This window comes from Paenibacillus sp. ClWae2A (assembly GCF_032452295.1).
Classification (GTDB): Bacteria; Bacillota; Bacilli; order Paenibacillales; family Paenibacillaceae; genus Paenibacillus.
In genome coordinates, this window is sequence record NZ_JAULSQ010000002.1 from 798,329 (window position 1) to 824,904 (window position 26,576).

The 26,576-nt window shown below is 44.7% G+C and carries 25 protein-coding genes and 1 pseudogene; 4 read left to right on the forward strand and 22 right to left on the reverse strand.

Annotation, left to right across the window (positions count from 1 at the left end):
- Nucleotides 1–21: 21 nt before the first annotated feature.
- The 7 genes and pseudogenes from QVE09_RS09760 to QVE09_RS09790 form a co-directional block, all read right to left on the reverse strand.
- Nucleotides 22–222: pseudogene (locus QVE09_RS09760) on the reverse strand (manganese catalase family protein); the annotation flags it as partial.
- 94 nt (nucleotides 223–316) lie between these two features.
- Complete coding sequence (locus QVE09_RS09765; RefSeq protein ID WP_315936656.1) at nucleotides 317–592, reverse strand: spore coat protein CotJB; 276 nt, start codon at nucleotides 590–592, stop codon at nucleotides 317–319.
- Nucleotides 582–821 (reverse strand): spore coat associated protein CotJA, encoded by a 240-nt coding sequence (locus QVE09_RS09770; protein ID WP_253432997.1) that lies wholly within the window; start codon nucleotides 819–821, stop codon nucleotides 582–584. The genes QVE09_RS09765 and QVE09_RS09770 overlap by 11 nt, the downstream gene beginning before the upstream one ends.
- Before the next feature lie 182 nt (nucleotides 822–1,003).
- Nucleotides 1,004–2,356 (reverse strand): hemolysin family protein, encoded by a 1,353-nt coding sequence (locus QVE09_RS09775; RefSeq protein ID WP_315936657.1) that lies wholly within the window; start codon nucleotides 2,354–2,356, stop codon nucleotides 1,004–1,006.
- A 46-nt stretch (nucleotides 2,357–2,402) separates the two neighbouring features.
- On the reverse strand, nucleotides 2,403–3,539 hold the full coding sequence (gene yfkAB, locus QVE09_RS09780) for a radical SAM/CxCxxxxC motif protein YfkAB (RefSeq protein ID WP_091032604.1): 1,137 nt from the start codon (nucleotides 3,537–3,539) through the stop codon (nucleotides 2,403–2,405).
- Nucleotides 3,540–3,758: 219 nt separating this feature from the next.
- A complete protein-coding gene (locus tag QVE09_RS09785; RefSeq protein WP_315936658.1) occupies nucleotides 3,759–4,880 on the reverse strand; it encodes an HD-GYP domain-containing protein in 1,122 nt (373 codons plus the stop codon).
- A gap of 73 nt (nucleotides 4,881–4,953) precedes the next feature.
- The gene (locus QVE09_RS09790) at nucleotides 4,954–6,384 is read right to left on the reverse strand and encodes a bifunctional metallophosphatase/5'-nucleotidase (protein ID WP_315936659.1); all 1,431 of its coding nucleotides are present in this window, start codon (nucleotides 6,382–6,384) and stop codon (nucleotides 4,954–4,956) included.
- Between the two features lie 120 nt (nucleotides 6,385–6,504).
- Here QVE09_RS09790 and QVE09_RS09795 point away from each other — a divergent pair, with 120 nt between their 5' ends.
- Together QVE09_RS09795 and QVE09_RS09800 are read left to right on the forward strand one after the other, a co-directional pair.
- Nucleotides 6,505–7,251, forward strand: coding sequence for a molybdenum cofactor biosynthesis protein (locus tag QVE09_RS09795; protein WP_315936660.1), 747 nt, complete (start codon nucleotides 6,505–6,507; stop codon nucleotides 7,249–7,251).
- Nucleotides 7,252–7,375: 124 nt separating this feature from the next.
- Nucleotides 7,376–8,425, forward strand: a complete 1,050-nt coding sequence (locus QVE09_RS09800; RefSeq protein WP_315936661.1) for an HD-GYP domain-containing protein — start codon at nucleotides 7,376–7,378, stop codon at nucleotides 8,423–8,425.
- Between the two features lie 160 nt (nucleotides 8,426–8,585).
- Here the strand turns inward: QVE09_RS09800 and QVE09_RS09805 are convergent, their stop codons facing one another.
- The 10 genes from QVE09_RS09805 to QVE09_RS09850 all read right to left on the reverse strand — a co-directional run bounded on the left by QVE09_RS09805 (nucleotide 8,586) and on the right by QVE09_RS09850 (nucleotide 18,138).
- Nucleotides 8,586–8,726 (reverse strand): hypothetical protein, encoded by a 141-nt coding sequence (locus QVE09_RS09805; RefSeq protein ID WP_017689533.1) that lies wholly within the window; start codon nucleotides 8,724–8,726, stop codon nucleotides 8,586–8,588.
- A 150-nt stretch (nucleotides 8,727–8,876) separates the two neighbouring features.
- Nucleotides 8,877–9,596 carry a M23 family metallopeptidase gene (locus QVE09_RS09810; protein WP_315936662.1) on the reverse strand — a complete coding sequence of 240 codons (720 nt, stop codon included), beginning with the start codon at nucleotides 9,594–9,596 and terminating at the stop codon, nucleotides 8,877–8,879.
- Between the two features lie 211 nt (nucleotides 9,597–9,807).
- A complete protein-coding gene (locus tag QVE09_RS09815; RefSeq protein ID WP_315936663.1) occupies nucleotides 9,808–11,157 on the reverse strand; it encodes a jacalin-like lectin in 1,350 nt (449 codons plus the stop codon).
- A 284-nt stretch (nucleotides 11,158–11,441) separates the two neighbouring features.
- A complete protein-coding gene (gene sufB, locus QVE09_RS09820; protein ID WP_036669904.1) occupies nucleotides 11,442–12,839 on the reverse strand; it encodes a Fe-S cluster assembly protein SufB in 1,398 nt (465 codons plus the stop codon).
- 20 nt (nucleotides 12,840–12,859) lie between these two features.
- Entirely contained in the window at nucleotides 12,860–13,291 is a 432-nt protein-coding gene (gene sufU / locus QVE09_RS09825) for a Fe-S cluster assembly sulfur transfer protein SufU (protein WP_017689537.1), read from the reverse strand.
- On the reverse strand, nucleotides 13,281–14,501 hold the full coding sequence (locus tag QVE09_RS09830) for a cysteine desulfurase (RefSeq protein WP_315936664.1): 1,221 nt from the start codon (nucleotides 14,499–14,501) through the stop codon (nucleotides 13,281–13,283). The genes sufU and QVE09_RS09830 overlap by 11 nt, the downstream gene beginning before the upstream one ends.
- On the reverse strand, nucleotides 14,498–15,802 hold the full coding sequence (gene sufD / locus QVE09_RS09835; protein WP_062833525.1) for a Fe-S cluster assembly protein SufD: 1,305 nt from the start codon (nucleotides 15,800–15,802) through the stop codon (nucleotides 14,498–14,500). The genes QVE09_RS09830 and sufD overlap by 4 nt, the downstream gene beginning before the upstream one ends.
- Nucleotides 15,803–15,827: 25 nt before the next feature.
- Complete coding sequence (sufC, locus tag QVE09_RS09840; protein WP_062833524.1) at nucleotides 15,828–16,610, reverse strand: Fe-S cluster assembly ATPase SufC; 783 nt, start codon at nucleotides 16,608–16,610, stop codon at nucleotides 15,828–15,830.
- A 366-nt stretch (nucleotides 16,611–16,976) separates the two neighbouring features.
- Nucleotides 16,977–17,552 (reverse strand): DUF1802 family protein, encoded by a 576-nt coding sequence (locus tag QVE09_RS09845; RefSeq protein ID WP_315936665.1) that lies wholly within the window; start codon nucleotides 17,550–17,552, stop codon nucleotides 16,977–16,979.
- Nucleotides 17,553–17,676: 124 nt separating this feature from the next.
- A complete protein-coding gene (locus tag QVE09_RS09850) occupies nucleotides 17,677–18,138 on the reverse strand; it encodes a Dps family protein (RefSeq protein WP_017689542.1) in 462 nt (153 codons plus the stop codon).
- 297 nt (nucleotides 18,139–18,435) lie between these two features.
- Between QVE09_RS09850 and mtnK the strand changes: the two genes are divergently transcribed.
- Nucleotides 18,436–19,653 carry an S-methyl-5-thioribose kinase gene (gene mtnK, locus QVE09_RS09855; protein ID WP_315936666.1) on the forward strand — a complete coding sequence of 406 codons (1,218 nt, stop codon included), beginning with the start codon at nucleotides 18,436–18,438 and terminating at the stop codon, nucleotides 19,651–19,653.
- Between the two features lie 23 nt (nucleotides 19,654–19,676).
- Nucleotides 19,677–20,750: an S-methyl-5-thioribose-1-phosphate isomerase gene (gene mtnA / locus QVE09_RS09860; protein WP_315936667.1), complete on the forward strand. Its 1,074-nt coding sequence runs from the start codon at nucleotides 19,677–19,679 to the stop codon at nucleotides 20,748–20,750.
- Between the two features lie 108 nt (nucleotides 20,751–20,858).
- On the opposite strand, the gene QVE09_RS09865 is transcribed toward mtnA, so the two are convergent.
- The 5 genes from QVE09_RS09865 to QVE09_RS09885 all read right to left on the reverse strand — a co-directional run bounded on the left by QVE09_RS09865 (nucleotide 20,859) and on the right by QVE09_RS09885 (nucleotide 26,222).
- Nucleotides 20,859–21,161: a YunC family protein gene (locus tag QVE09_RS09865; RefSeq protein WP_076252362.1), complete on the reverse strand. Its 303-nt coding sequence runs from the start codon at nucleotides 21,159–21,161 to the stop codon at nucleotides 20,859–20,861.
- Between the two features lie 223 nt (nucleotides 21,162–21,384).
- On the reverse strand, nucleotides 21,385–21,990 hold the full coding sequence (locus tag QVE09_RS09870) for a hypothetical protein (protein WP_315936668.1): 606 nt from the start codon (nucleotides 21,988–21,990) through the stop codon (nucleotides 21,385–21,387).
- A gap of 148 nt (nucleotides 21,991–22,138) precedes the next feature.
- Nucleotides 22,139–22,393, reverse strand: coding sequence for a hypothetical protein (locus tag QVE09_RS09875; protein WP_315936669.1), 255 nt, complete (start codon nucleotides 22,391–22,393; stop codon nucleotides 22,139–22,141).
- A 146-nt stretch (nucleotides 22,394–22,539) separates the two neighbouring features.
- Nucleotides 22,540–24,498: a CBM96 family carbohydrate-binding protein gene (locus QVE09_RS09880; protein ID WP_315936670.1), complete on the reverse strand. Its 1,959-nt coding sequence runs from the start codon at nucleotides 24,496–24,498 to the stop codon at nucleotides 22,540–22,542.
- 11 nt (nucleotides 24,499–24,509) lie between these two features.
- Nucleotides 24,510–26,222: a hypothetical protein gene (locus QVE09_RS09885; RefSeq protein WP_315936671.1), complete on the reverse strand. Its 1,713-nt coding sequence runs from the start codon at nucleotides 26,220–26,222 to the stop codon at nucleotides 24,510–24,512.
- Nucleotides 26,223–26,576: the final 354 nt, after the last annotated feature.

The window sequence follows — 26,576 nt, forward strand, 5'->3', positions numbered from 1 at the left end:
GGCTTATAATTGATAACTATAATGTACTGATTCTTCTGTGCCAATATCATTTAATAGCCCGATAATTTTATCCGGAATTGTATACCGCTGGTTCAAGTAACGCAGAGCTGCCGCCAGCTCACCATCCGCTCCTCCATATTGTTCAGCCAGCAATTTTGCCATATGAGGATCACATTTGCTAACCCGAACAGGATACTGCAACTTTTTCTCATACACCCACATGCAGAGCCCTCCTTTTTGAATCAAATCGAAATTGCTGGCGTATTCCCCGAGTCCCCGGCGTGACAATGTTGCACGGAAACCCGAGGGGATTGTTTCACACTTGCCATGGCCACGGTGTCTGTGACCACTCCCATGGATATTTGGAGAATGCATGACCAAAATTCATCAGCGGTCCGTACAATTGTTGAAATTCATGTGCAACTCTCATGCGCTCCTGACTGAATTTGTTGTACTGTTCAATACTCTGAAAATCACCCGGATGGGTGTCCAGATACAGGTTCAGCTCAACTAATACAAAGTCCAGTGCCTGGAGCTCCTCTAACAGCTCATAATACCTTGCATCACAGGCTTTGGGCATTTCAGGCTCCATCCGATTCCACCTTCCTCCCTTTCGATCTCGCTGGTGTATAAGGGCTGTATAATGCAGGCCACAACGTTCCGATTCTTAAGGCTTCCGCCGGGCTGTACTGCGGCCAGCCCATAGGCTGAAATGGAATAAATAATTGCGGAGGAACCAGATACGTTCGAATCTCTACAGGCGGACAAGGATCAAACGGCCCCACAAACGGGACGTAAGCACGAAGCTGCGGATCTTTCACAGAACAACTCTCCTTTCTCAATGTTTACATGCATCCAACATACATTTCAAACGCTTGCTTCCCGTCTCTATATCCATATGTTTCAGGTCGGTAAGTTAATCCCCTTTTAGCGGACACATCAAAAAAACCTCTGAAAGTCCACCACAAAGGGCGGTACTTTCAGAGGTCTGTTTGAGGTCTGTTTATTTTGTTGACTGATCTTCCGAATTTATGTCTTGAGGGACAGATTGCTTGTACACTCGAACCCGGGTAATTCGCAAGCGAGTGGATTCTTCCACTTCAAAAACGTACCCATTCAGCTCCTGCGTTTTTCCCTTGGCTGGATTGCCCCCAAGCTCTTTAAACAACCATCCACCGATGGTATCCACTTCTTCATCCTCAATGATGGCTCCGGTCCACTTATGAACTTCTTCAATAAGCGAACGACCATCAATGGAAAAGGAATCCCCACTGCGTTCCATATGCGGACGCTCATCCTCAAACTCGTCATACAAGTCTCCAACGATCTCTTCCAGAATTTCTTCCGCAGTCAGCAATCCAGCTGTGCCGCCATATTCATCCACAACCAGCGTCATCTGAGAATGTTTCTTCTGCATCAGACGCAGCACATGGCTGATTTCCATGGATTCAGGAACGTTTAAGATTGGACGGACGAGTGAAGCCAGATCATGTTGTTGCTCCGGTTTAGCCAAGAGCAAATCGGTGATGTGTATAAATCCAATGATTTCATCCTTGTCTTCTACGGCTACGGGATACCGGGAATGTTTGGTTGCATTAATGATCTCCAGGTTCTCTTCCAAAGACATATGCGTGTACAGACAATCCATGTCTGTACGTGGCAGCATCACTTCACGTGCCAGCATATCGGAGAAATCAAAGATGTTGTCCATCAGTTTGATCTCATCTTTATCGATGACACCACTTTTGGCACTCTGCTTCATCAGAATACGAAGTTCATCTTCCGAGTGAGCTTCTCCTTCACTGGCAGGTTCGATACCCGCCAGACGCAGCAATGCATTGGCCGATACATTCAGTACCCAGATGAACGGGAAGAAGATTTTGTAGAACAACAGCAAGGGCGCAGATAAGAACAATGCCACGCCGTCTGTTTTTTGAATTGCCAACGATTTAGGCGCAAGCTCACCCAGCACAATATGCAGAAACGTAATGATACAAAAACCGATAATGACCGACACGGTCGAAATAAGCCCTGTATCTCCTACTCCAAGTTTAAACATGAGTGGCTCAACGAGCAATTCGGAGATGGCCGGTTCTCCCAGCCACCCGAGTCCAAGCGATGTCAGCGTAATCCCGAACTGAGTTGCCGATAGATAGGAATCCAGTTTACTATTCACCTTCAGAGCGTAACCAGCCATACGATTTCCTTCACTCTGCAATTGAGTTAAGCGTGTCTGCCTTACTTTCACAAGTGAAAATTCTGCTGCGACAAATACGCCATTCAAAAATACGAGCAAAAAGACACAGACCAGATTAAATACCAGCTGCCCAAGATGAAATTCGGTATGAATATCCAAGTAGAAACTCCCCTTTTCTATCTATTTCAGGAATACACCTGGAATATCAACGTGTGATTGCCTTTCTAGATTTGAAATCCACACCTTTGTAATACATATCTGCTACCAGCAGATTTGGTCCGCAACAGGATGCAATATCGCAATGGCAATTGACCGTTTGATTCAACGGATGTTCAGCTGACCATTCATGGAACACATCATCCAGTTTACGATCACGAATGTTGCCAAATGCCGGGATATCCGCAAAATCCGTCACATACACATTTCCCGTGAACATGTTGACGTTAACGCGGTTGCGTCCGTCTGGATCGTTACGTACCGTCACATTTGGTTCGCTGTATAATCGGTTGATCAGTTCCCGATCCTGTTCTGCTGCACTGCATGCGAAGAATGGCAGGGTTCCAAATAACATCCACATATCTTTGTCACGCACATCAAGCAAACGATGAATCGCTGCTCTCATATGGTCCAGTGATAAGACCGGCAGTGACGAAGCAAAGTTCGAATTATACATCGGATGCACTTCATGACGGACACAGCCCATCTCACGAATCAATTGGTGAATACCATCCAGCTTGTCGTGCGTACGGAAGTTAATCATGGACTCGGCGGAGATAAACATGCCTGCTTCACTTAATTTGCGGGAATTTTCAATCATTTTCTCGTACATCTTCACCGCTACTTCACGTTTCACAGGTCTGCCACTATTCGCAAATCCGACTTGATGGAAATCGTCAGCATTCAGGTAATTGAATGAGATATGCATAACGTCCAGATAAGGTAAAAGTTGCTCATACCGGCTGATATCCAGCGTTAAATTCGAATTGATCTGGGAACGAATTCCACGTTCCTTGGCATATTTGAGCAGTGGGATAATCATCTCATCCACTGTTTTCTGGCTAAAGCTTGGCTCGCCCCCCGTCAGACTAATCGTCTGCAGATGCTCCACTTCATCCAATCGTTTCAGCATCAGAGGGAGCGGAAGAGCCGGCGCTTCACGCATCGTAAGCATATCTCCCACGGCACAATGCTCACACCTCATGTTGCACAGATGTGTCACGGTCATTTCTACACTGGTCAGCACATGGCGTCCATATGTACGCAGAGAGCCGATCGGATCCCACGGATCATTGGTCGGCGATAAAGGCATCGGTTGTACCGATCCTGAGTTTAGCATGGTCATTGTTCTTCACCTTATTCCTTTTATTAACCTAAAAAGTTTTATTTACATCATACCTTGTGTTTCTCTTTTTGGAGTTATCTTTTATCATAGCACAATTTTGAATGCTCCGGCATACGTAGACCCTGTCCATTACATGACAAAAAACGCTCAGGCAACTCTGGACCGAATCACAAAACGGCCCTGATATTACGACATGAGCGCTAATCATCTTCAAGTTGTTCAGCTTTCCACCTGTTCACTTTGGGGCACTGACGGTGTATCCTCCACACCCTCTACACCTGTAATCATTACAGACAGAGCTGTCAGCAAGTTAATTTCATAAGGCGAAGATAAAGTATGGCCGTCCGCATCTTTGAGAACACGGATAAGCGGACGTTGAGGAACACGTGAATGAATTGATGCAACTACCCCCACCTCTCCTGTACTGAGCTTGACTGAAAGACCTACTGGGTATATCGCTACACAATCCCTGAACTTCTCCAGCATCCATTGTTCATACAGGGTCCCTGAACCGGTATACAGCACCTCGACCGCCTGATGCGGCAGCAAGGCTTGCTTGTACACCCGATTTGTCGTCATGGCATCATACGAATCAGCAAGCGCAATCCATTTGGCATATTCATGAATTTCCTTGTCTTTCAAACCAAAGGGATATCCACTGCCATCAATTCGTTCATGGTGCTGCAATGCACAATGCGCAGATAGAAGTGGTATGCCTGGTTCATCTTTGAGAATACGGTGTCCATATGTAGTGTGCTGCTGAATGATTTTGAATTCCTCGTCACTCAATCTGGAGGGTTTATGCAGGATTTCTGGTGCAATCTGTGTTTTGCCGATATCATGCAACAAAGCGCCCAGACCAATTTCCATTAATTGCTGGCGTGTGTAACCCGAAGCGACACCAAGAACCAGCGTGTACACACATACATTCAGAGAATGGTTATACAGGTCAAAATCACTGGAGTTCATGTCCATCAGCATAATCATGGCTTCCTTCTGACTGCCGATGTCTTCCAGAATGGCATTCATCACACCACTAAGAGCTTTACCGAAATGAGGAATCCGACTTTTTGTTTTCAGTCCTGACATACTCTGAAATTGCTGTTTGATCTCTGCCAGTGCCTTTCTCCTGGTCTCTTCCTGCAACATATCAGGAACGATGATATCCTCTGTCGCAGCATCTTTAATATACACATAACCGACTCCGAGATCCTTAAGGCGTCCAATCAATCGAATGGTTAGCTCTACATCCTCACTAAGTAATACAAGGCCTTCTTCACTATAAATACGTTTCCCCAGCTTCATGCCAGGCTGCAATAAGTTTATATGTACTAAACGCACAGCCTATCCTCTCCCGCTCCGTAGATGTAATTACCACTAGCCGCCGCTTCAGCAGAAGGCAAGTACTTTTAATTTAGCTTTGATTCCAGCGGGCTCGCAGGCTGTCGTCCAGAGCCCCTGGTCGTTTTATTTCCGTTTCCAGCAAATCGCGTATGAATTCCGGAAGATGATAGAGCGTACGGGTTCCATGAGCCAGAGGAGGATACCCCACATTGAACGTAAACATGTCCAGTGTTCCAACGATATACTCACATTGTTCGTCCATAGGCTCCCCATTGATGGATATGGTCTGGATCTTCTCATAGGCTGGCGCATCTGGATTGTAATGAACTTCCATTCCGTCCATACATAACGTGCCTAGAATCTGACCACGAAAACCAAATCCCACAATGGGCTTACCTGAAAACTCGTCCAACAAGGACTGCTCAAGTGCTTCACGAATATGACTTCCTCTCAAGCATATTGTACAAGCATTTATAGGAGATGGACATAGGGAATGCAACATTCCTTTTGTAATATTACCTTGTGGAAGATCTCCGAGAAGCTGACCTGCATTTACCAGAGACAACTGGGCCCCCGTGAAATGACGAACAGCTTGTGCAAGCAATGTTGCAAACGGGGATTCCCGGTCATACGCGATGGGCAGCACCCGATCGGTTATCACTGCCGTCTGATTCAGTGTCCTTTCGGCTTCCGTACGATTCGTAGCGATTGCCAGAGCAACCTGATCATCCAGTAATATACTCTTGGCAGCCACACAACCGCTACTTACCAGTTGGAGAGGTTTTCCCACACTTGTTCGTTCCAGAACCACTTTCCCAAGCCATTGGCCAAATTTTCCAGCTGCGCCCAGCACGGTCTGACCAATGACTAATGGTTCTTCGAGAACATGATGGGTATGTCCACCGAGAATAACATCAATTCCAGTAATCTGCTCCGCCAGTCTCCGATCTGTCGATAGTCCCAGATGTGAAAGAATAACCACCACATCCACTTCATCACGTAATGCTTCCACTTGAGCTCTCAGTGAATCCACAGGGTCCAGAACATCCCACCCGAGCAGTTCGTAAAACGTGGTGAAAGGGGCGGTTGCCCCCAGCAGACCAACGCGAAATGGACCTTTCTCCACAATCAGAGAAGGTTTCATCCACACTGGCGGAAGGCCAGTATCTTGCTCCACAACATTGCCGCATACCACAGGACACAGAAGTCCAGCGTAGGACTGCGCGAGCTGATCTGGCGTAAAGGTTAGTCCTTCGTTGTTACCGATTGTAATGGCATCGTAGCCCGTCAGGTTAATAACATCAACATTAGCCGTACCCAGTGTTCCTTCTGTTTCAACGGCCATGCGGTCCATATGATCGCCGATATCCAATACAAGGAAGTTGCCACCTTGGTCACGTTCCTCATTGATCATAGCGGCGATGGTGCTCATGGAGCCGAAGTGGCTATGGATGTCATTGGTGTGTAGAATCGTTAACGTTTGCTTCTCCCTGGTGCTCATCACACCGCCTCCCCTGCTCTTCAATAAACGTTCATTCTTCTAATGGATAAGCATAACATTTTCCGCGTCGTTATGATATATTTAAAGGGTTTAGAGACCAAGAAGAGGTGAGTCATATCTATGAAATTGACAATTCAACTATTTGCAGGCATTGCAGAACGTTTAAATACATCCCTTCTGGAGTTTGAGTACATTGGAGACCTTCCAACCGCTGCTGATTTAAAAGAAAAACTGAGTCTGGCCTATCCCGAAGCAGCTTCTCAGATAAAGACATCCTTTTTGGCAGTTAACCAGCAGTACGCTCCTGCCGATACTATACTTAGCTCAGAAGATGAACTTGCGTTGATCCCTCCCGTCTCTGGAGGTGATGGTACGGATATATCCGATGAGAAGCTTCGCTCTACCGTTGCTGAGCATCGGACTGAAGATGGCTTATTTCTGATTACAGAGTCCACCTTGTCTGTGGAAGCAACAACGGCGCTAGTGATTACCCCGAATCACGGGGCAGCTCTTACTTTTGTAGGTACGACTCGTGAAATGACTGGTGAACAGCGCACCGTCCATCTTGAATATGAGGCCTATGTGCCGATGGCTCTTTCTCAGATGGCGGTCATTGGTGTGGAAATCTCCGACCGCTGGCCTGGTGTGTTATGTGCAATCAGTCACCGAATCGGCAAAGTGGATGTGGCAGAGATTAGTGTAGTCATTGCCGTTTCCTCGCCTCATCGCAACGACTGTTATGATGCAAGTCGTTACGCCATTGAGAGACTCAAACAGACCGTTCCGATCTGGAAAAAGGAAATTTGGGAAGATGGATCTGAATGGAAGGGACACCAATTAGGACCATGGAACCCTATGAAGAACTAAACAATGAGCCTTTACACCTTTTTAGACAGAGTGGGTTAATAGTAAATAAGTCGTTGTCAACCCATTTTTTTCTTGTTATTATAATCATATGTGTCGATATTAGTCGAGAAAAGGTGGTTTATACGTGAGAGTGCATGTTACTGATCTTAAACCGGGTGACCTGTTAAAAAATGATGTATACAACAGTTCGGGTCTCCACATGCTGATGAAAGGTTCCACCCTCAGTGAAGATGACCTATCCAAACTGCTGCAACATGGAATCGAGTACGCAGATGTAGAACACACAACATCCGACCTACACTCTGATGCACAAACCTTACCTTCCGATCAAACCCGTCTGTTAACTAACTTGTTTAACGATACGATCAAAGGTACTGAATCTCTATTTCAACAAGCGATGGAGAAGGGTTTTATTGATGAGACACAGGTCGATGAGATTTTGTTCACCCTAACAGAACAGTTGGAAAAACAAAAAGATGTTGTCTCCTTGTTGCTTATGCTGGACGGGGATAGCGATTATACGTACAACCATTCTTTGCAAGTCGGAATGCTCGCTTTTTATATTGCCGGCTGGATGGGTTATAACCCCGAGGAATGTCTAACGGTAGCCAAAGCAGGATATCTTCATGATATCGGCAAGTCCAAGATTCCTTCTGAAATGTTACATAAACCTGGTAAATTGACCACGGAAGAATTTGACGAAATGAAGAAACACACATTCTATGGGTACGATATCATTAAAGAATCCACGCAGGATGAAATTCTGGCAACAGTTGCACTTCAGCATCATGAGCGCGAGGATGGAAGTGGTTATCCTCATGGACTGCGAGGAGACGAGATCCACCCATATGCCCGTATAACTGCTGTAGCAGACGTTTACAGCGCCATGACGACGAATCGGGTGTACCAGACCAAACAGGAACTGATCTCTGTTCTGTGTGAACTGTACAGCCTCAGCTTCGGTCAGTTAAATGGTGAAGCAACACAGGAGCTGATCAAGCACATGCTGCCTAATTTTATCGGTAAAAGGGTTCTGCTCACCACGGGTCAGACGGGACTCATTGTCATGAATAATCCTGCGGATTATTTCCGACCACTCGTTCAGACCTCTACCTCCTTTATCGATTTAGCGAAAGAAAGAGATATTGCTATCGTTGAAATTTATGTACAGTAATTGTGTAACAAGGCTATCTGTTCATTTTACACAGCACACAATATGGATACGAAGCAACAAACAGGAAGTAGCTTGAATAACCAACTCATAGGTTGGCATATGACAAAAGGGAAGCCGTAATCGGCTTCCCTTTTGTCTATTCCGATTCGATTATGTTGGATTACACGCAGAATGCTTTTGTGATGATAACCAACAGAATGAACAGTACCAAGATTGCACCAGTGTTTGTGAACATATTGTATCCGCCTACTCCGCCTACTCCGCCTACGTTGCCCCCACAGCCATATCCTACTTCGCTCATGTGATTGCCTCCTCTTCATCAGGTATACCCTAACATATGACGTTTCCGGTGGAATGAACCGGGCGAACAGGCAACATTCGATAAATGGTTGTCTGCCTGCATCTATCTGAGTGGATCAGCCTTTTGCGACTCCCTGTTCTTTACAGGGATCTATATGTCGGAGCCCGAATGAACCTGAATGCCTTTTTCCTTGCGGTACATGATAACAAGTAATCTCCAAAATTCATAACTGCCTTTGTCGTTCATAATAAACGGTCGATAATAATCGAACGCTTGCTGTGCCCATGCGGGACAATCCATATTGGAGAGTTGCTCCTGTTGCTGAATCCATCCCCCTTGAATCTCCAGCGTTTTCTGCATGGCTTCAAACATTTTCTTCTGCTCAGTGGTCATTGGCGGAGCCTCCTGTTCCTGAGATGCAGTTCCGAATTCGGCTTGTAAATACGCACCCGGTTCCGTCACACCATCTTCGCTGGCTGTATACCCGTAAGAGGGTGCACTTGTTTTACGAATCTCATAATGTACATGCGGGCCTGTACTCTGACCCGTGCTTCCCTGATTACCGATAAGCTGGCCTCGCTTCACCCGCTGACCAACGGTTACGGCAACACGCGAAAGGTGAGCATAACAATGCAAGTAGCCACGATGATCTTGAAGGGCAACTGTAAGCCCGTAACCGCCGAATCCGGAGCCTGTAACTCCCTCGGAAGCAAAACGTACCCTACCCTCCATAAAGGCATAGACGGGGCCATTCCAGGGCTCTGTCACGAGATCAATTCCGCGGTGAAATGTCTGTCCACCATGAATAGGATGAATTCGATAGCCGAATGAACTTGTAATCCGATAGCCCTCGAAAGGTTTTACGCTCATACACTCACATCCTTTTCTATCATTAAATGCTTAAATCTATGAAATGGCTTGTGCTATTGGACTTATTTTATTCCACAAAAATACCGCTCAGAATATCATTAGGGAAACCTTATGGTCTCTCTCCAACGTATATTCCAAGCGGCGCGCTATGTTAATATGATTGCTCTATCAGTTATATATACTATGTTTTTATGTCAACCACTACACTATCCTAATTCAGAGGTCTGTATATGACCCCTAGCTGATCCAGTTCCTGTCCTGCTCTTCCATAAAATCCGGCTATATACCACCCTGCTGGTGCCTCAAGTTTAATTTGATCCGATGTCTTTTGTCCGCCTTCAATCTTATTTCCAAGATTGGTCGACAACTCCACGTAAAAGATCCGTTTATCTCCATTTCGTGTCCCCTGACCAATGGTTGCCTGGGTTAAGTACTCTCCGTCTGCCAAGTTAAGTGTGGCAATGTTTGATTGACCACCATGCGTCAGGTTCGTTCCATCCCTGTACAATGTCGAAATACCGTCTACACGGTTGCCCGAGTTAAGCACCACTGAGCTAGGTCTGGCATCGGGAATCTGATTCAGATCATTAAAGCCAGTCCCCCCGGACCCTCCGATTGTTGAACTTAGTTGGTACTGAGAAGATGTGCTGTACACGAATTCCGCTGTAATTGGATAATGATCAGATAATTGCTTCCCACTCGGGTCAACAAACGTTTGATTTTCTAACCGATAGCTCTGTGCATTAAGGGACAATGCTTTACTTCCGCGATACAAAATTTTGTCCACTATCTCATAGTTTAGTCCATTTAAATTGGTTGCATCCATAAGGGCGTCTCCATCAGCCGGAATACTCCCACCTCGAATCAAATCGATCCACGGATCTCTTAAACCATTCTCAGACATGAGCAACTCTATATTGTCAGCGGCACGGGTGTACCGTGTATTGGTATCCCCGAATACAATAACTGCGTTCCCGTCCGAGTGCTCCTTGATGTAATTGGAGAGTTGTCTGATATTATCTCGTCTGGCCTCAAGTGATTTATCATCGCTACCTGCGTCCGCATGCAAGTTGTACACGTCCACTTTCACCTGAGGTGCGATCTCATATGTAGCTGCTGTAAATCCTTTTGGAGTCAATTCATCACTTCCATTGTCAAAAACACCAGATCGCTTATCCCAGGTAATACGCTTCAAGTCACGGAATGGATATTTGGACAGACTGTTCAACCCACTACCAAAACCCGCAATTCCGCTTGTTGTCGTCAAATACGGCAGAGTGACTTGGGATATCAGCTCATTATGATAATTAAAATCCTCTTGTACATTAATGATGTCATAGTCATTTAATTTCGGGGAAATCTGAACGGTGTACTCCTTGGGGTTGGAACTGGATACCAGGTCTGGAAGACCACCTACATTGTAACTAAGTACGTTGAATGTACCAGATACCGTTCCACCTTCTGCTGCACTTGCCGTTGATAAAAATAACGGAGAGCTCGTAAAGGCAACAACAGCAGACAATACCAAGGCTGCTCCTTTTTTGACTATACTTCTTCGCATCATATACCTCCTTATATTTAAATCTATTCAAATATATGTAACATTCATTAATGGAAGAATAAATCCGTTCTATTCATTTGTATAATCCAATATTTCAGTCAGACATATCTGACACACCGATCCCACATACCACTTACTCATCGTCTTGTTTGGGCAACAAAAAAAAGATCAAGGGAATCTCTCCCTTGATCTTTCTTATATTCATAAGCGATCAACTGAACCCTACACCGCTTAACATCAGCAGCCATGTTCAGCTTTACGGCTTCGAAAGGCGCTGCATTGGATTAACCAATGGAGCCCTCCATTTCGAATTTGATCAATCTATTCATCTCAACGGCGTATTCCATTGGCAATTCCTTTGTGAATGGCTCAATGAAGCCCATGATAATCATCTGTGTTGCTTCTGCATCAGTCAGACCGCGACTCATCAGGTAGAAGAGTTGATCCTCGGACACTTTGGATACTGTAGCTTCATGCTCCAGCATGATGTTATCATTCATGATTTCATTGTAAGGAATTGTATCCGATGTGGACTCATTATCGAGAATGAGTGTATCACACTTGATGTTGGATTTCGCGCCCTCAGCTTGACGTCCAAAGGAAGCCAAACCACGGTACGTTACTTTACCACCATGTTTACTGATGGACTTCGATACGATCGTAGATGTTGTATCCGGAGCCAAGTGGATCATTTTCGCACCTGCATCCTGATGCTGGTTTTTACCAGCTACAGCGATGGAGAGTACGGAACCTTTAGCTCCACGGCCTTTCAGTACAACCGCTGGATATTTCATCGTCAGTTTGGAACCGATGTTACCATCGACCCATTCCATCGTTGCATTTTCTTCTGCAACCGCACGTTTCGTAACGAGGTTGTAGATGTTTGGTGCCCAGTTTTGAATCGTTGTGTAACGAACACGGGCATTTTTCTTACAGATGATCTCAACGACCGCACTATGCAGTGAGTTCGTGCTGTAGATTGGAGCTGTACAGCCCTCTACATAGTGAACGAAGCTGTCTTCGTCCGCAATGATGAGTGTACGCTCGAATTGTCCCATATTCTCGGAGTTGATCCGGAAGTAGGCTTGCAGAGGCACTTCACATTTAACGCCCTTAGGCACATAGATGAAGCTTCCTCCGGACCATACCGCACTATTCAATGCAGCAAATTTGTTATCTGCAGGCGGAATAACTGTAGCAAAATATTCACGCAGGATTTCCGGATGCTCTCTAAGAGCCGTATCCGTATCCATGAAGATTACACCTTGGTCTTCCAATTCCTTTTGCATGTTGTGGTATACAACCTCGGACTCATACTGAGCCGATACACCTGCAAGGAACTTTTGCTCTGCTTCAGGGATGCCCAATTTATCAAAGGTTTCCTTGATTTCAGAAGGAACCTCTTCCCATGTTTTCCCTTGTTTTTCAGAAGCACGTACATAGTACTGAATTTCATTGAAATCCAATCCGTCGAGATCTCCGCCCCATTTCGGCATAGGCATCTTTTCGAATTGTTTCAAGGATTTCAAACGGAATTCCAACATCCATTCCGGTTCATTCTTAATCTTGGAAATCTCGGTAACCACTTCTGCAGTCAGACCTTTACCGGTTTGAAAGATGGATTTGTGCTCGTCGCGAAAACCATATTTGTACTCTTCCATTTCTGGTGCTTTTTTAGCCATCTTGCTCTACCTCCCTATCGTTATTGTACTTTGTTCTCTTCGTCAATCCCTTTGCGTAATGCATTCCAGGCCAGAGTGGCACATTTGATGCGTGCAGGGAACTTGTTCACACCGGATAGGGCTTCGAGATCTTCATAATCGTCGAAATCGACTTCTTCACCTTTCATCAGTGAGGAAAAACGGTTAGCGATATCGAGTGCCTGTTCCATCGTTTTGCCTTTGACGGCCTCTGTCATCATCGATGCAGAGGACATGCTGATGGAGCAGCCTTCACCCGTATATTTGGCTTCCTGAACGATTCCGTCTTTCAGCAAAATTTGCAGTGAAATCCGGTCGCCGCACGTTGGATTGTTCAAATTCACCGTGACAGCGTCATTATCAAATGTTCCGCGGTTACGCGGGTTTTTGTAGTGGTCCATTATAACACGTCTGTACAGATCATCAAGTTGCATCGCCAAAATACTCCTTTGTCTGGATTAAGGCGCTGACAAGCCGATCTACATCTTGTTCGTTATTGTATAGATAGAAGCTGGCACGAGCTGTTGAGCTAACTTCAAGCCAGCGCATTAGCGGTTGACAGCAATGGTGTCCGGCACGAATGGCTACGCCACTCGCATCCAGCACGGTTGCCACATCATGCGGATGAACATCCCCTAGATTAAAAGTAACTACACCCACATGCCGTTTCGCTGGGCCATAGATGGTTAACCCATCGATCTCGGTCAGACGTTCTGTTGCATAAGCTGCCAGTACACTCTCATGATGTGCAATCTCATCCATACCAATCTGCTCCAGAAAATCAATGGCTGCTCCCAACCCTACCGCACCTGCGATAATCGGGGTTCCGCCCTCGAACTTCCAGGGAAGTTCTTTCCAGTTGGATTCGTACAGACCCACATCATCAATCATTTCACCGCCGAACTCAATGGGCTCCATGGACTCCAGCAGCGCCTTTTTGCCGTAGAGTGCACCGATTCCAGTTGGTCCGCACATTTTATGACCGGATAATGCATAGAAATCACAGTCCAGATCCTGAACATCCACCTTCATGTGAGGTGTGCTTTGTGCGCCATCAACAACGATGACAGCACCATTGCGGTGTGCAATTTCAGCAATTTGTTTCACAGGATGGATCAGACCCATAACATTGGATACATAAGCGATTGCTACAATTTTAGTATTGTTCGTAATCGTCTTCTCGACATCAGCCAATTCAATATGACCGTCAGGCTGAAGCGGGATGTATTTCAATGTTGCACCTGTCTCCTTGGCAACTTGCTGCCAAGGAATCAGATTACTATGATGCTCCATTTGCGTGATAACAATTTCATCGCCTTCTTTGCAATTGGCGCGGGCATATGATGAAGCCACCAGATTCAGGGCTGTCGTTGTCCCACGAGTAAAGATAATCTCCTCTGTACGACGGGCATTGATAAACTTGGCTACCTTCTCACGTGCGCCTTCGTAAGCGTCGGTTGCACGGCTTCCAAGGGTATGAACACCGCGATGTACGTTGGAGTTCTCATACTCATAATAATGTTTGACTGCTTCGATCACAGCACGAGGCTTCTGTGAAGTCGCAGCACTATCTAAATATACGAGCGGGTGTCCGTTAATTTCCTGGTGGAGGATCGGGAACTGCTCGCGAATGGACGGGTTCATTGTCCCAGCTTCTTCTCAATCAGGGACTGCAATTGGGTGCGCAGTGCTTCCAGAGGAATATCCGCCACCACCGGAGCCAGGAAGCCATAGATGATCAGGCGTTCGGCATCCGTACGGTTAATTCCGCGCGACATCAAGTAATGAATCTGCTCGGCATTGACTTGACCAACAGAAGCCGCGTGACCTGCTGTTACATCATCCTCGTCAATCAGAAGGATTGGATTGGCGTCTCCACGTGCTTTAGGGCTCAGCATCAACACTTTCTCTGTCTGCTGTCCATCAGCTTTGGTAGCGCCTTTCTCAATCTTCGTGATCCCGTTGATGATTGCAGAAGCTTCTTCACGCATAACTGCACGTGTAATCATCTGACTTGGTGTATTCTTGCCGAAGTGACGAGCTTCTGTGGTGTAGTTGATTTTCTGTGAACCGGAACCTACAGCGATGACTTTGGAATCGGAACTTGATCCATTGCCTTTCAGCACAGTCATCGTGTTGCTCGCTGTATCGCCATTGTTCATTTCGCCTACAATCCACTCGATGGAAGCATCATTCTCCAACACTGCACGACGGAATGAAACATCAGTTACATTCACACTCAGTTGATGAACCGATGCGAAACGTACTTTAGCACCCGATTTTGCGAATACTTCCACAACACCATTATGGAAAACAGGTGCGGACAATTCGCCAGATACATAGTTATCCACATAAGTTACCGAACTGTTTGCTTCTGCAACCACAAGCACGTGAGGTGCAAACGTTGCAGATGCGTCATCCGTAAGCAACACTGCTTGCAGTGGTACTTCGATTTCGACATTTTTCGGAACATACAGGAAGACCCCGCCATTCCAAAGTGCCGCATGCAATGCAGCGAGGGAATGCTCATCGGCTTTCACCGCTGTGTTCAGATATGGTTTTACCAGATCGCCATGTTCGCGAACCGCTGTAGCCAGATCCGTGAAGATAACTCCTTTTGCTGCCAGATCAGCAGACACTTTAGAGTATACTGTACCGGAATTGCGCTGGATAACCAGACTGCCTTCAGCTTGATCCTGAACCAGATCTTTGATAGAAGCAGGTACTTCTGTCAAAGAAGAAATAGCTTCACTTGCTTTATATGTTCCGTACTCGCTGACATTCCAGCGTTCGATTTTTTGTTTTTCCAGTTTAGGAAGCGCAAGCCCACTCGCAAGCTTCAAAGCTTCGAGCCGCTGTTCGGTCAACCAGCCGGGTTCATTGTTGCTTTCCGACAAGGCGCGAAGCGCTTCAGATTCAACCGGAAGAATTGTTTGTGTAGTCATTGATTAATCCTCCTCCGTTTTGTCTTTACGCTTCTTGACCTACAGTTTCGTCTGTAATTCCCAGCTCTTCTTTAACCCAGTCATATCCTTCAGCTTCCAGACGGTGTGCCAGTTCAGGTCCGCCGGATTTCACGATACGACCTTGCATCATAACGTGTACGTAGTCAGGAGTAATGTAGTTAAGCAGGCGTTGATAGTGAGTGATGATCAAGAAACCACGATCTTCGCTCTTCATTGCATTTACACCGTTTGCCACGATTTTCAGAGCATCGATGTCCAGACCGGAGTCAATTTCATCAAGTACTACGATTTTCGGATCAAGCAGCATCATTTGCAGAATTTCGTTACGTTTTTTCTCACCACCGGAGAAACCTTCATTCAGGTAACGGTGAGCGAACTCAGGATTCATGTCGAGTTCTTTCATTTTACCTTCCATTTGACGAATGAATTTGATCAGGGAGATCTCGTTACCTTCGCCGCGACGTGCGTTAATTGCACTACGCAAGAAGTCGGAGTTTGTAACACCTGCAATTTCACTTGGGTATTGCATAGCCAGGAATAGACCTGCACGTGCACGCTCATCTACTGCCATGTCCAATACATCTTCACCATCAAGTGTAATTGTACCGTCAGTTACTTCATATTTCGGATGGCCCATTAATGCAGAAGCCAGAGTTGATTTACCTGTACCGTTCGGACCCATGATAGCGTGGATTTCTCCACCTTTCATTTCCAGGTTGATGCCTTTCAGGATTTCCTTACCTTCGATCGTAGCTTTCAGACCTTCAATGACGAAATTCGTAGCCATGTGTATTGTTTCCCTCCATTGATTAAATTGATGTTTGTCGAAAACGAAAAAGCGCCTATTATATCTGAACAGGGCTTCCCCTGAATTTCTCCTGTACTCGAATCTCAAAGCAAGAACACTTTAGAATAATTCTAAACTGATTCTCAATGATAATCAAGTTATTTCCTAAGAGTGTATATTCCTTGCAGGAAACATTATTCTTTTTGATTCTATAATAAATACCAGATTGAATCAAATGAGAAAACATCTCCCGCCGAGATAGACAGTGAGAAAAATCACAGAAAATGAAGCTTTTATCGTATCTGCTACACACTAATCTAAAAAAGGACTTATCCATATTATGGACAAGCCCCTTCATTAATAATATTACAATTTGAGCATCTCGTTAATCTTCTGTACCTGTTTGTCAAAATCCGCAACGTCCACCACCGGCGTCATTTCGCGCGGCACCAGACCATTCGGAATAGAAATCCATGAACGACAACCATTATATTCAGGCAGTACGGGGATCTCCATCGGTTCTTTCAAAAGGTACACACGTAAAATCAATACATGGAGCGGATCTTTCCGTTTCCATTTCAAACGGTCTTCGGCAAAATCCGCTGTCCACATATGAAAGTCAAGAAGTCGATCCAGCATCTCCTGATCTCGTATCTCCAGATCCTGCGTTACTTCGGCATATGCAGTAATACGGATTGTCGAAGCTTCGGGCACCCATTCGGCCAGTGATTCTTCAACATAGGATTGATCCGAGGACTTAATCAGTTCTTTACGCTGATGTTCATAAGTCGGATACAGGTAAAACGCCGGACTTTTCAGCTCAAAATGTCGGGTTTCCTCTACAATCCCACCTTTGCGCATCACCATAATTTGGCGACCCGTTTCCAGTGCTTTGATTGCAGAAGCCCATTCTTTTAAAGCCGGTATCGTTGGTTCTAACATAAGCGGTTCCCTCCCCTATCGTTCTTGTCAGCAGTATAGACGCTCAGGGCATTTCTGACAACAGATCGGGGAGCAGAAAGCTTACGTAAGAGACCCAGTTGTAGTAGAAAAAATCTTGGCTATATTAACCCAGGAAAGAGCGAAGCATCCACATGTGTTTCTCAAGGTCAGCTTTAAAGCCTGTCAGCATATCGGATGTTGGTTGATCTTCAGCTGCATCTGCAACTTCGATACCTTCCTGATATTCATTCGAAAGTGTAGCGAAGTCCTCGATCAGGTTTTGCACCATTGTTTTTGCGTCTTCGCCACCTGCTGCTTCCTGGATAGAGGAAAGCTCCAGATACTCTTTCATTGTAGCCGCTGGGCTACCTTTTAGCGTAAGGATACGCTCTGCAATTTCATCCATTTGTACTGTAACTTCGTTGTAGAACTCTTCGAATTTTACATGCAACGTGAAGAAGTTAGGTCCTTTAACGTACCAGTGATAGTTATGGATTTTAACATACAATACGTTCAGGTTAGCAACCTGACGATTAAGTACTTGTTCCACCGATTTTGCTTGATCTGTTTTGTTTTTTGTAGCCATATTAATCCCATCCTTTTATTTAAAATTAGTCTGTCATGCCGTGGTAAGCAGGTTGTCCTGCAATGCATAACAGAGAGTTAATAATGTGTCACCACATGTAGCGGAGAGGCTTGCTAACGGCGTTTCTCTTAACCGTCCGGCCTATTTGTTTTTACCCTTGAACCGGAAGTTCGAATCAGGATCGACTTGACTTGTCTCAAAAAAAAGTTCAAAAACCGCGCTATTTCCGATATACTGACATATACCAAGCAAAGAAGTGGGTTTTCCTGTTTCTTCATATATATGGAGGTGGCACCTTTGTCCCAATATCGCCCGTTTACCCCCCAGGATGCAATTGAACTGGCCAAAACATTACCGGGTCCATTTGCGGCAGATGCGAATCTGGATTGTCACGAGATCGGCGACGGCAATCTGAATTTGGTTTTCCACATCACGGATCAGAACTCCGATAAAAGTATCATTATCAAACAGGCGCTTCCTTATGCGAAAGTGGTTGGAGAATCATGGCCACTGTCTCTGGTACGTGCCCGCATTGAACGTGAAATTCTTCAGGAAGAGTATCGTCTGTGTCCAGGGATGGTACCTGAAGTGTATCATTACGATGATGACCTCGCGTTAACGGTTATGGAAGATTTGAGTGATCATGTGATCATGCGCAAAGGCCTGATCGAAGGTGTTTCCTATCCTCTTTTTGCACAACATATTGGTGAATTCATGGCAAGAACGCTGTTCTTCACATCCGACTTGGGCATGGATCAGCAATTGAAGAAGGAACAACAGGGCAGATTCATTAATCCGGACCAATGCAAAATAACGGAGGATCTGATCTTTGATGAACCCTACCGGATCGCTGAGAAAAATAATTATGATGCTTCCATTGAAGATGAGGCTGAAGCCCTTCGCACAGATGGAGAGCTTCACCTTGAAGTGGCCTTGCTGCGGGAAAAATTCCTGACACATGGGCAGGCACTGCTTCATGGAGATCTGCATACAGGCAGTATTTTTGTTACACCTGAATCAACCAAAGTCATTGATCCCGAATTTGCATATTACGGCCCCATGGGATTCGATGTCGGTGCAGTCCTCGCGAATCTGCTCTTGAATTACGCATCCCTTCCAGGATGGATTCAGGATGAGACTGCTTTGCGTGAGCGTGAAACGCTTTTGCTGAATATGGTTCGTGATGTATGGAGTGAATTCGAATCTCGTTTCCGGGCCCTCTGGGTTAATGACCTGATTGATCCGATGGCTAAAGCGCCAGGGTACCAGGATCTGTATGTGCAACAATTGTTCAGAGATTCGATCGGCTTCGCAGGTGCCAAAATGGTTCGTCGTATCGTGGGACTCGCTCACGTGGCGGATATAGATACCATTCCAAATGCGACTGAACGTGAACATGCTCAGCGTAAAGCATTGTCCATTGGTAAAGCATTGATCAAGAACAATCGTCGCTTGAATACCATCGGCGAAGTGCTGGATATTGTATCTACAGCTGTTACTACTACTAAGGCTTAACATAAGGAACGGAGGAACCATCCATGACAACCCCTGAATATCAGCCTCTGTCCTCTCTCATCTGGAAAAAGGATAAGCTTGAAATGCTTGACCAGCGTCTGCTGCCCGAAACGATCCTCATGTTGAAACTGTATACACCCGAGGAAGTATGGGAATCCATCCACTCCATGAAAGTACGCGGTGCTCCAGCGATTGGTATTGCTGCTGCATTTGGTGTTGTATTAGGTGCCAAATCATACGATGGAACAACCATTCAAGGTTGGTTGGATCACGTAAAATCCATATGTGCTCATCTCGCTACTTCCCGTCCAACAGCGGTGAACCTGTTCTGGGCGCTGGATCGCATGATGCAAAGAGCAAATGTGGTCGTTGAATCCGGTCTGAGCCTGGAAGAGGGCAATGCTGCTCTTGAATTAGAAGCTCTGTTGATTCAGAAGGAAGATGAAGAAGTATGCCGCATGATCGGCGAGAATGCACTGCCATTGTTCGAAGATGGCATGGGAGTTCTCACTCACTGTAATGCAGGTGGACTAGCTACAGCGAAATATGGTACGGCAACCGCTCCAATGTATCTTGCACAGGAACGTGGCATTCACCTGAAAGTATTTGCAGACGAGACTCGTCCTGTACTTCAAGGTGCACGCCTGACTGCATTTGAGCTACAGCAGGCTGGCATTGACGTTACGCTGCTCTGTGATAACATGGCAGGCATGGTCATGTCCAAAGGTTGGATTCAAGCCGTTATCGTCGGAACAGACCGTGTTGCAGCGAACGGTGACGTAGCTAACAAGATCGGAACCTACAGCGTGGCCGTGCTTGCCAAGGCTCACAATATTCCGTTCTATGTAGCAAGCCCATTGTCAACCATCGACTTGTCTACTCCATCCGGAGACCTGATTCCCATTGAGGAACGTGCTGCGGAGGAAGTGACCGAAGGATTTGGCAAACGTACAGCACCGCAAGGTGTTAAAGTATACAATCCGGCATTTGATGTAACGCCTAACGAATATGTAACAGCTATTATCACGGAAAAAGGCGTTGTTCGCGCACCTTTCCAAGAAAATCTGGCTGCCTTGTTCGCGAAGGAAGAAGCTTAATTTAATGAGAAGCGTTCGTGTGTATAGAGGTGGGAGCTACGATGTGCCAGGCTCTGTATTACGACGTTAAATAAGGGCTTCCCATATGGGGAGCCCTTTTGTTAGTGCTTAGATCATTTTCAACAAAGCCTCTACACCCGTCATACCAACCGTAATGCCTATGGCCTCGGCTTCTGTTGTCACCGACTCCATAGGTGCATGCAACAATTGCTCCAGTGTACGCACACCAACCGCCCGAGCCGCAATAATTTTGCGATCCCCGAGCTTCTCATTAAGTAATCCCACGTCGAGTGCTCCGCACATGATATATCCTTTGGATGTGTTAATGGTCAACAACGTTGTTTTGGGCAGCTTGACTTCTACCCCAACCAATACATGTTCTCCAACTACAATAGGCTCCATCGTCACCATAATTTCCCGATCCACCTCCTCTTCCACAGGTCACGATAATTGTATGCCTCATTCTGGATTGTCGTGTGGACACCTGCCGTGTTTGAGAAAATGTAGGTACTTACAGTTCGGATACAATGTTGGTAATTCTCTTCGCAGACTTAGATAGGAGGGATATGCTTAATTCGAAAATAAAAAGCTACCTCAGAAATGAGGCAGCTCCTTCACTGATTTAACCTACACTTTACATAGAATCCATTAGTTCATCGATATCAAAGTCCAGAGAGTTGTCGCTGTAGATTACTCGATTAATTAAGAAGCTTCCAAAGATAGAGAGGGAAAGACTAATATGTGTTTTTTTCTTATCTACTATCCAATAGCATTGGTAGCTTATCTTTCCAGCAGCCAAATCTTTCTCTTCGCCTTCATATGGAGTAACACGCTTGCCGCTCCGATTAAGAATGTCTCTGTTGTTAATAGATCCCTCATATGTATCAAAGAGATCTCGCTTTAAACTGAAATATTCACTAATCAAGTCCCTTGTAGTTCCATTTGTATTGTTTGGGTCAAACACATACATTGCACGGACTAATTTGTTTTTGTAAAACAAGTAATACAAATTCGCATTCTTCCTAAATCCTTTTGTTTTATAAACTAAGTAGGTGAAATCTTTACTCTTTACTGTTTCCAATATCTTTGATTTTTCTTTCTTTTTAACCTGATTAACAGTCATGCCCCAATTTACGTTTTTGAAATCATACTTAGTAGCTGCTGTCGCTGGTGCGGGTGCATATGTAGTTGAAATGATACATATTAATAAGGCTAAAAACGATAAAACCAACTTCTTCATACGTAGACCTCGTTTCCTAAATTATGGAATCATCATACCATGCCAAAAGGAGTAGGTCTATAGGATTAGATGTCAGAGATTACAACGCAGAGAATAAACTCCATACTAAAAAGCCACCTCACCCAAGGTGAGTCAAATCAGGCCTACCTTAAAACGTATGCTCATCATTCTTTAATCGCCTTATCTCTGTTAACTCTCTTCTAATTCCCAGTACACGTCTATGAAGTGCACTTCGATCTATTGATTCAGCTACCGTCTGTTTGAACTGGACATCCAATTCACTTAATTGCTCCTGAGCTAGTTTCTTTTTATGTAGTACTTGAAGTTTTTTAGTTTCAGGCTTGATACGCTTCAATCTCTTCTGCTTCATAATCTGTTCAAATACGCTGTCCTCTTGACGCATGGTCTTCATTCCTTAATATGTGATGAACATATTGTATCATAACGAGAAGACGACTGTTACACAATAAAGTACAGATGCTTAGAGTTGAGCAAGAGCCTAAACGCAAAAAAAAGAGGGCCAATGCCCTCTTTGATGATGTACTCATTTTATAGAATGTAAAAATAGGCTTGATTCCCTGGACTCTTCACAATCACTGTGGTCACTAAATCACTGGCATCCCGTTTACGGATACTTGCGATTGAATCTAACTCCTCATTCGCAATAACTCTTGGTAGGATATACGCGGCCAGATCAGGCTTCGAAATTGTCAGTTCAGTAGCCATATCGAAAATCTGTCTCACATCTACCGTAGAATGCATATCCTTCCACTCTCTTACCTGAAGATAACCATCCAAGTATTCTCTTTCCTTGATACTAATATGTGCATTCAAGACATCTGCATACTTGACTTCAATGCTGGAAAGCACATCAGGTCTGGAGATATACAGCTGTCCAGGCTGTTCTTCCAAATAAGGAATCTCAAGAGTGCCTGCCCTCTCATCATGATCTAATGCTCTGACTTGAAGAACACTATTCAGATCAGGCTTATTAACCTTAATCTCCGAAATCACAGTCGAATCACCGTCGTACATGACCGTAAGCAAAGACCCCAACGTCGAAGTTGCTTTTATATAATTGGAGACTTCCAATGAAGCATGAAGATCAGGTATGGATACAATTAAACTAGTCTCCCGTCCATCATCGAACAACTGTGATATCGTTAACGTACTGACCAGAGACATTTGTCTATCTACCGTAATAACTGAAGGAAAGTCAGGATGAGACACTGTGATTTCTACAGTTTTTTCGTCGTCCAGACCTGTTCTAACGGCAAGATTACCGTCTGTATCCTTAGTTGTTCGTATAGCAGTAATGAACTGCGAATGAAGCTCGGGCTTAGAAACGGCAACCCATGTTTCCTTCTCTTCCGTCCTACTCTCAGCAATAGAAATGTTCGAATCCAGTTCCGCATCTATACGTTTAGCTATTGTCAGATCTACATCCAGGTCCGGACGGCTGACTGCGATTACTTGAGGTATATCATGATGCATGTGATCCTCATAACGGTGGACGTACAACTGAGATTTGAGCCAGTCCAGCCCAATATCACTGTGTACAACTAACGTTGAAGCTATATCCTTGCGACCTGCACCATAAATAAAAATTTCACTTTCAATTTCGGTTCGACCGATGGAATAGATTTGAGAAGTGATATATCTAATCTGCAAAACAGGTGGTTTGGAAGACTCACGAGTGTTGAAATAAATCGGTGTGTTACCGCTAGACTGAATAATCATTCCTACATTCGAAAGAATACCTTCTCTCCACATTTGGAGTAATGCCATCATATCAAACTCAACATAACGTTCAGTCGTATCGATGATATAACTGGACGATAAGAGCTGAATGGACTGAGGTCTGTTCGCATACGTAATCCCGTACTCACGCCACAGTGTATCAGGCTGATGCAGCTCAATGTGTGCTTCAGGTGCCAGGGTTCCTGTGTAATATAACCTCAATTTAGCTTCTTCCAGATATAACAGATCAGGTATTCTGGTATCCAGATCACCGAAATGTATAAATGATTCGAATTGCTCCATCTCGTCTCTGCCGATCATCATACGCTGTGTATCACCAAAGTTGAGCGTCTGCAAGTGAGTTTGACTTCGTGTGGTTGCATCAGCAACAGGCTTCAGGTTAACAGTCACACGCGGTGCTTCCAGTAATTCATATTTGCCGTGTGCACGGTTATGTGGTCGAACGTACAACATGCCTTCAAGATCAACTTTGGATGCCGCTTGAATGGTTGCGCTCAGATCTCCTTGCGACCTGTACATCACATATAGCGAATTGCTTAATTCCTCTGACCGTCTGACACGTACGGATACATTGGAGACGATCTCGCTAATTTTTCTTGTAGCAGCTATTAGGACCGAAGGCAGTTCTTCATCCACCTGATTGTACAGAATATACTTTGCTGTAAAACGATTTTCTGGACTTTTAATATGTATATAACTATCTAATAGAGTCTCCCCGTTATTAATTCCACTCACTTCCTGTCTCATTGTATTGAGAGCTACACCCGGTCTGCTGTGACCTTCATTTCAAAATTACCATTAGGATTCGGCTTGGCATGAATATCCGTTGCGATACGAATATAAAAATCGATGCTATCCTCAGGTTGAATCAGACCATAGGTCAGATAATCGATCGGAAGAAACGGATCGGCCTGTCTGGATAATTGGACTTCAACACCATCCGTTTCGAATTTCTTATCCATCTCCAGGTAAACATGATCCACAGCATATCCAAGCAAGTTTTTGATTCTAACTTTCTTTGTTAACGTCGTCTGTCCAGCAATGATCACCCCATAATCAAGTTGTTTTAAAATACCGCCAAAGGTATCTGACAGAAAGTCTCCCGACTCATCCATAAACATTAATCCTGAGTACGATCCGATAAACTTGGTTTCCCAGGAGTCTACGGCACCCCAATAGTCCTGAAATTCAACCTTCAATATATTCTCTACGCCAAAATTAACATTTCTCTCGTCAATATTGAGTTCAATATTGAATGGTGAAGCTGCTAGTCGCGTAAAATTGCCATCCGCCGGATAATACGTTTTACCGTTCAGCAACACGCGGTACTTAACCTTGCCCTGATCTGCATCATCCAGCACACCTGTAAGTTTGTTACCAGAAAAGGTCAGGTCGATTGTGGCTGTGGTGTTTAACAGTTGCAGTGACATATCTCTAATCTCCACTGCATGTCGTGGTGCATCAACGACCATCTTCACTTCGTCAAGCGAGTAGCTGTTTTCATAATGCTTACTACTCTCGAAGTAATAGGCGATTCGTGTTAAAGCTATTAGATCCTTTTCAGGGATGGCGTTGAGTGTGTCCAGATTCATTCCTTTTCTTTTGAATAAGGTTGTATCCTGGATATCCAGATCAAGCCACTTGTTGAAACGGTATGTCTTCCATGTGAGCCCCGAATCGAACGAAGCAGCCATTCTTAATATACCTTCCGGACTGTTCTCCGTTACTTTCGTAGCGACAACCTTTTTCACGTCTCCATATAACGCTATGTCTGTTGGTTGCACAATTAATTGTTCAAACGGTAGCGCGTCATACGTTAGCATCATGTCCCGATTACCGGCAATAACCTCTTCATCATTCGTCCACGTAACCACGTCAAAATCTCCCTCAAGTTCATCCAATGGGGAGTAGTTGGCCGTGATATTCAGTTCCGCTGAAGTTTTGGATGGATCATCCGTGTAGTATAGAACATCCACACTATCACCCAACTCGTCGTAGAGGGTAAACGGTTCGGTTTCGATTGTAATCGTTGATTCGGTTTGGTTCGGGTCATCAGTGTATTCAATGATTTTAATCTCTTTATCTTCCCATTCTTCGGCTAGGGTGAAGGGGTCAGTTTCAATTGTAACCACTGATTCTGTTGCCGTTGGATCATCAGTATAATACAGTACTTCAATATCCTTGTCTGCCCACTCCTCTTCAAGAGTAAAAGGATTGGTTTCGATGTTGAAGAATGCTTCTGTTTTTGTGATGTCATCCGTATAGTAGCATAGTTCCACTTCTCCTTGAAGTTGTGACCATGCGGATTCAGGTATGATAGAGATGTCTTTAATGCCATTATTCAAATACTGCTGTTCTGTAGGTGAGTCTAAACTGACTATACTCCAAGTATTATTATCAAATGACTTATATCCTTGATTATCTTTTACAAGTGTACTTTTGAAGATTAGTTCAATATCAACAGAAAACACTTTTGACGCTCCATTAGCTGTGTTGGAAGCAATAAGTCTATAGTCTACATCATCAGTACTAAAATAAATGTTATACGACTTACCAAAAGTAGTATTAGACCAGTCAGTTAATTCAAGTGCGAAAGATCCAATGTATTCGAATTTGAAAATATAATATCCTTTTCCACCTCCATTATAGTATGGAGGTTCGGAGGTACTCGTAAATAACAAGCCCATATTTGCTACTCTTTGATCCATATTATGACTATATATATTACTCAAATCTAATGGGAGATATTGACCAGAAGATTTAGATTTGAGTTTTACATTCCAAACCAATCCTATACCGCCATTGTTTAAAGCCTCAGTCTTAAT

Bases quoted from the DNA above. Each gene is read 5' to 3' on its own strand.
- QVE09_RS09765 (WP_315936656.1), bottom strand. From the start codon at position 592: ATGGAGCCTGAAATGCCCAAAGCCTGTGATGCAAGGTATTATGAGCTG.
- yfkAB (WP_091032604.1), bottom strand. From the start codon at position 3,539: ATGACCATGCTAAACTCAGGATCGGTACAACCGATGCCTTTATCGCCG.
- QVE09_RS09790 (WP_315936659.1), bottom strand. From the start codon at position 6,384: ATGAGCACCAGGGAGAAGCAAACGTTAACGATTCTACACACCAATGAC.
- QVE09_RS09795 (WP_315936660.1), top strand. From the start codon at position 6,505: ATGAAATTGACAATTCAACTATTTGCAGGCATTGCAGAACGTTTAAAT.
- QVE09_RS09805 (WP_017689533.1), bottom strand. From the start codon at position 8,726: ATGAGCGAAGTAGGATATGGCTGTGGGGGCAACGTAGGCGGAGTAGGC.
- QVE09_RS09810 (WP_315936662.1), bottom strand. From the start codon at position 9,596: ATGAGCGTAAAACCTTTCGAGGGCTATCGGATTACAAGTTCATTCGGC.
- QVE09_RS09815 (WP_315936663.1), bottom strand. From the start codon at position 11,157: ATGCGAAGAAGTATAGTCAAAAAAGGAGCAGCCTTGGTATTGTCTGCT.
- sufB (WP_036669904.1), bottom strand. From the start codon at position 12,839: ATGGCTAAAAAAGCACCAGAAATGGAAGAGTACAAATATGGTTTTCGC.
- sufU (WP_017689537.1), bottom strand. From the start codon at position 13,291: ATGCAACTTGATGATCTGTACAGACGTGTTATAATGGACCACTACAAA.
- QVE09_RS09830 (WP_315936664.1), bottom strand. From the start codon at position 14,501: ATGAACCCGTCCATTCGCGAGCAGTTCCCGATCCTCCACCAGGAAATT.
- sufD (WP_062833525.1), bottom strand. From the start codon at position 15,802: ATGACTACACAAACAATTCTTCCGGTTGAATCTGAAGCGCTTCGCGCC.
- sufC (WP_062833524.1), bottom strand. From the start codon at position 16,610: ATGGCTACGAATTTCGTCATTGAAGGTCTGAAAGCTACGATCGAAGGT.
- QVE09_RS09845 (WP_315936665.1), bottom strand. From the start codon at position 17,552: ATGTTAGAACCAACGATACCGGCTTTAAAAGAATGGGCTTCTGCAATC.
- QVE09_RS09850 (WP_017689542.1), bottom strand. From the start codon at position 18,138: ATGGCTACAAAAAACAAAACAGATCAAGCAAAATCGGTGGAACAAGTA.
- mtnA (WP_315936667.1), top strand. From the start codon at position 19,677: ATGACAACCCCTGAATATCAGCCTCTGTCCTCTCTCATCTGGAAAAAG.
- QVE09_RS09865 (WP_076252362.1), bottom strand. From the start codon at position 21,161: ATGGTGACGATGGAGCCTATTGTAGTTGGAGAACATGTATTGGTTGGG.
- QVE09_RS09870 (WP_315936668.1), bottom strand. From the start codon at position 21,990: ATGAAGAAGTTGGTTTTATCGTTTTTAGCCTTATTAATATGTATCATT.
- QVE09_RS09875 (WP_315936669.1), bottom strand. From the start codon at position 22,393: ATGCGTCAAGAGGACAGCGTATTTGAACAGATTATGAAGCAGAAGAGA.
- QVE09_RS09880 (WP_315936670.1), bottom strand. From the start codon at position 24,498: ATGAGACAGGAAGTGAGTGGAATTAATAACGGGGAGACTCTATTAGAT.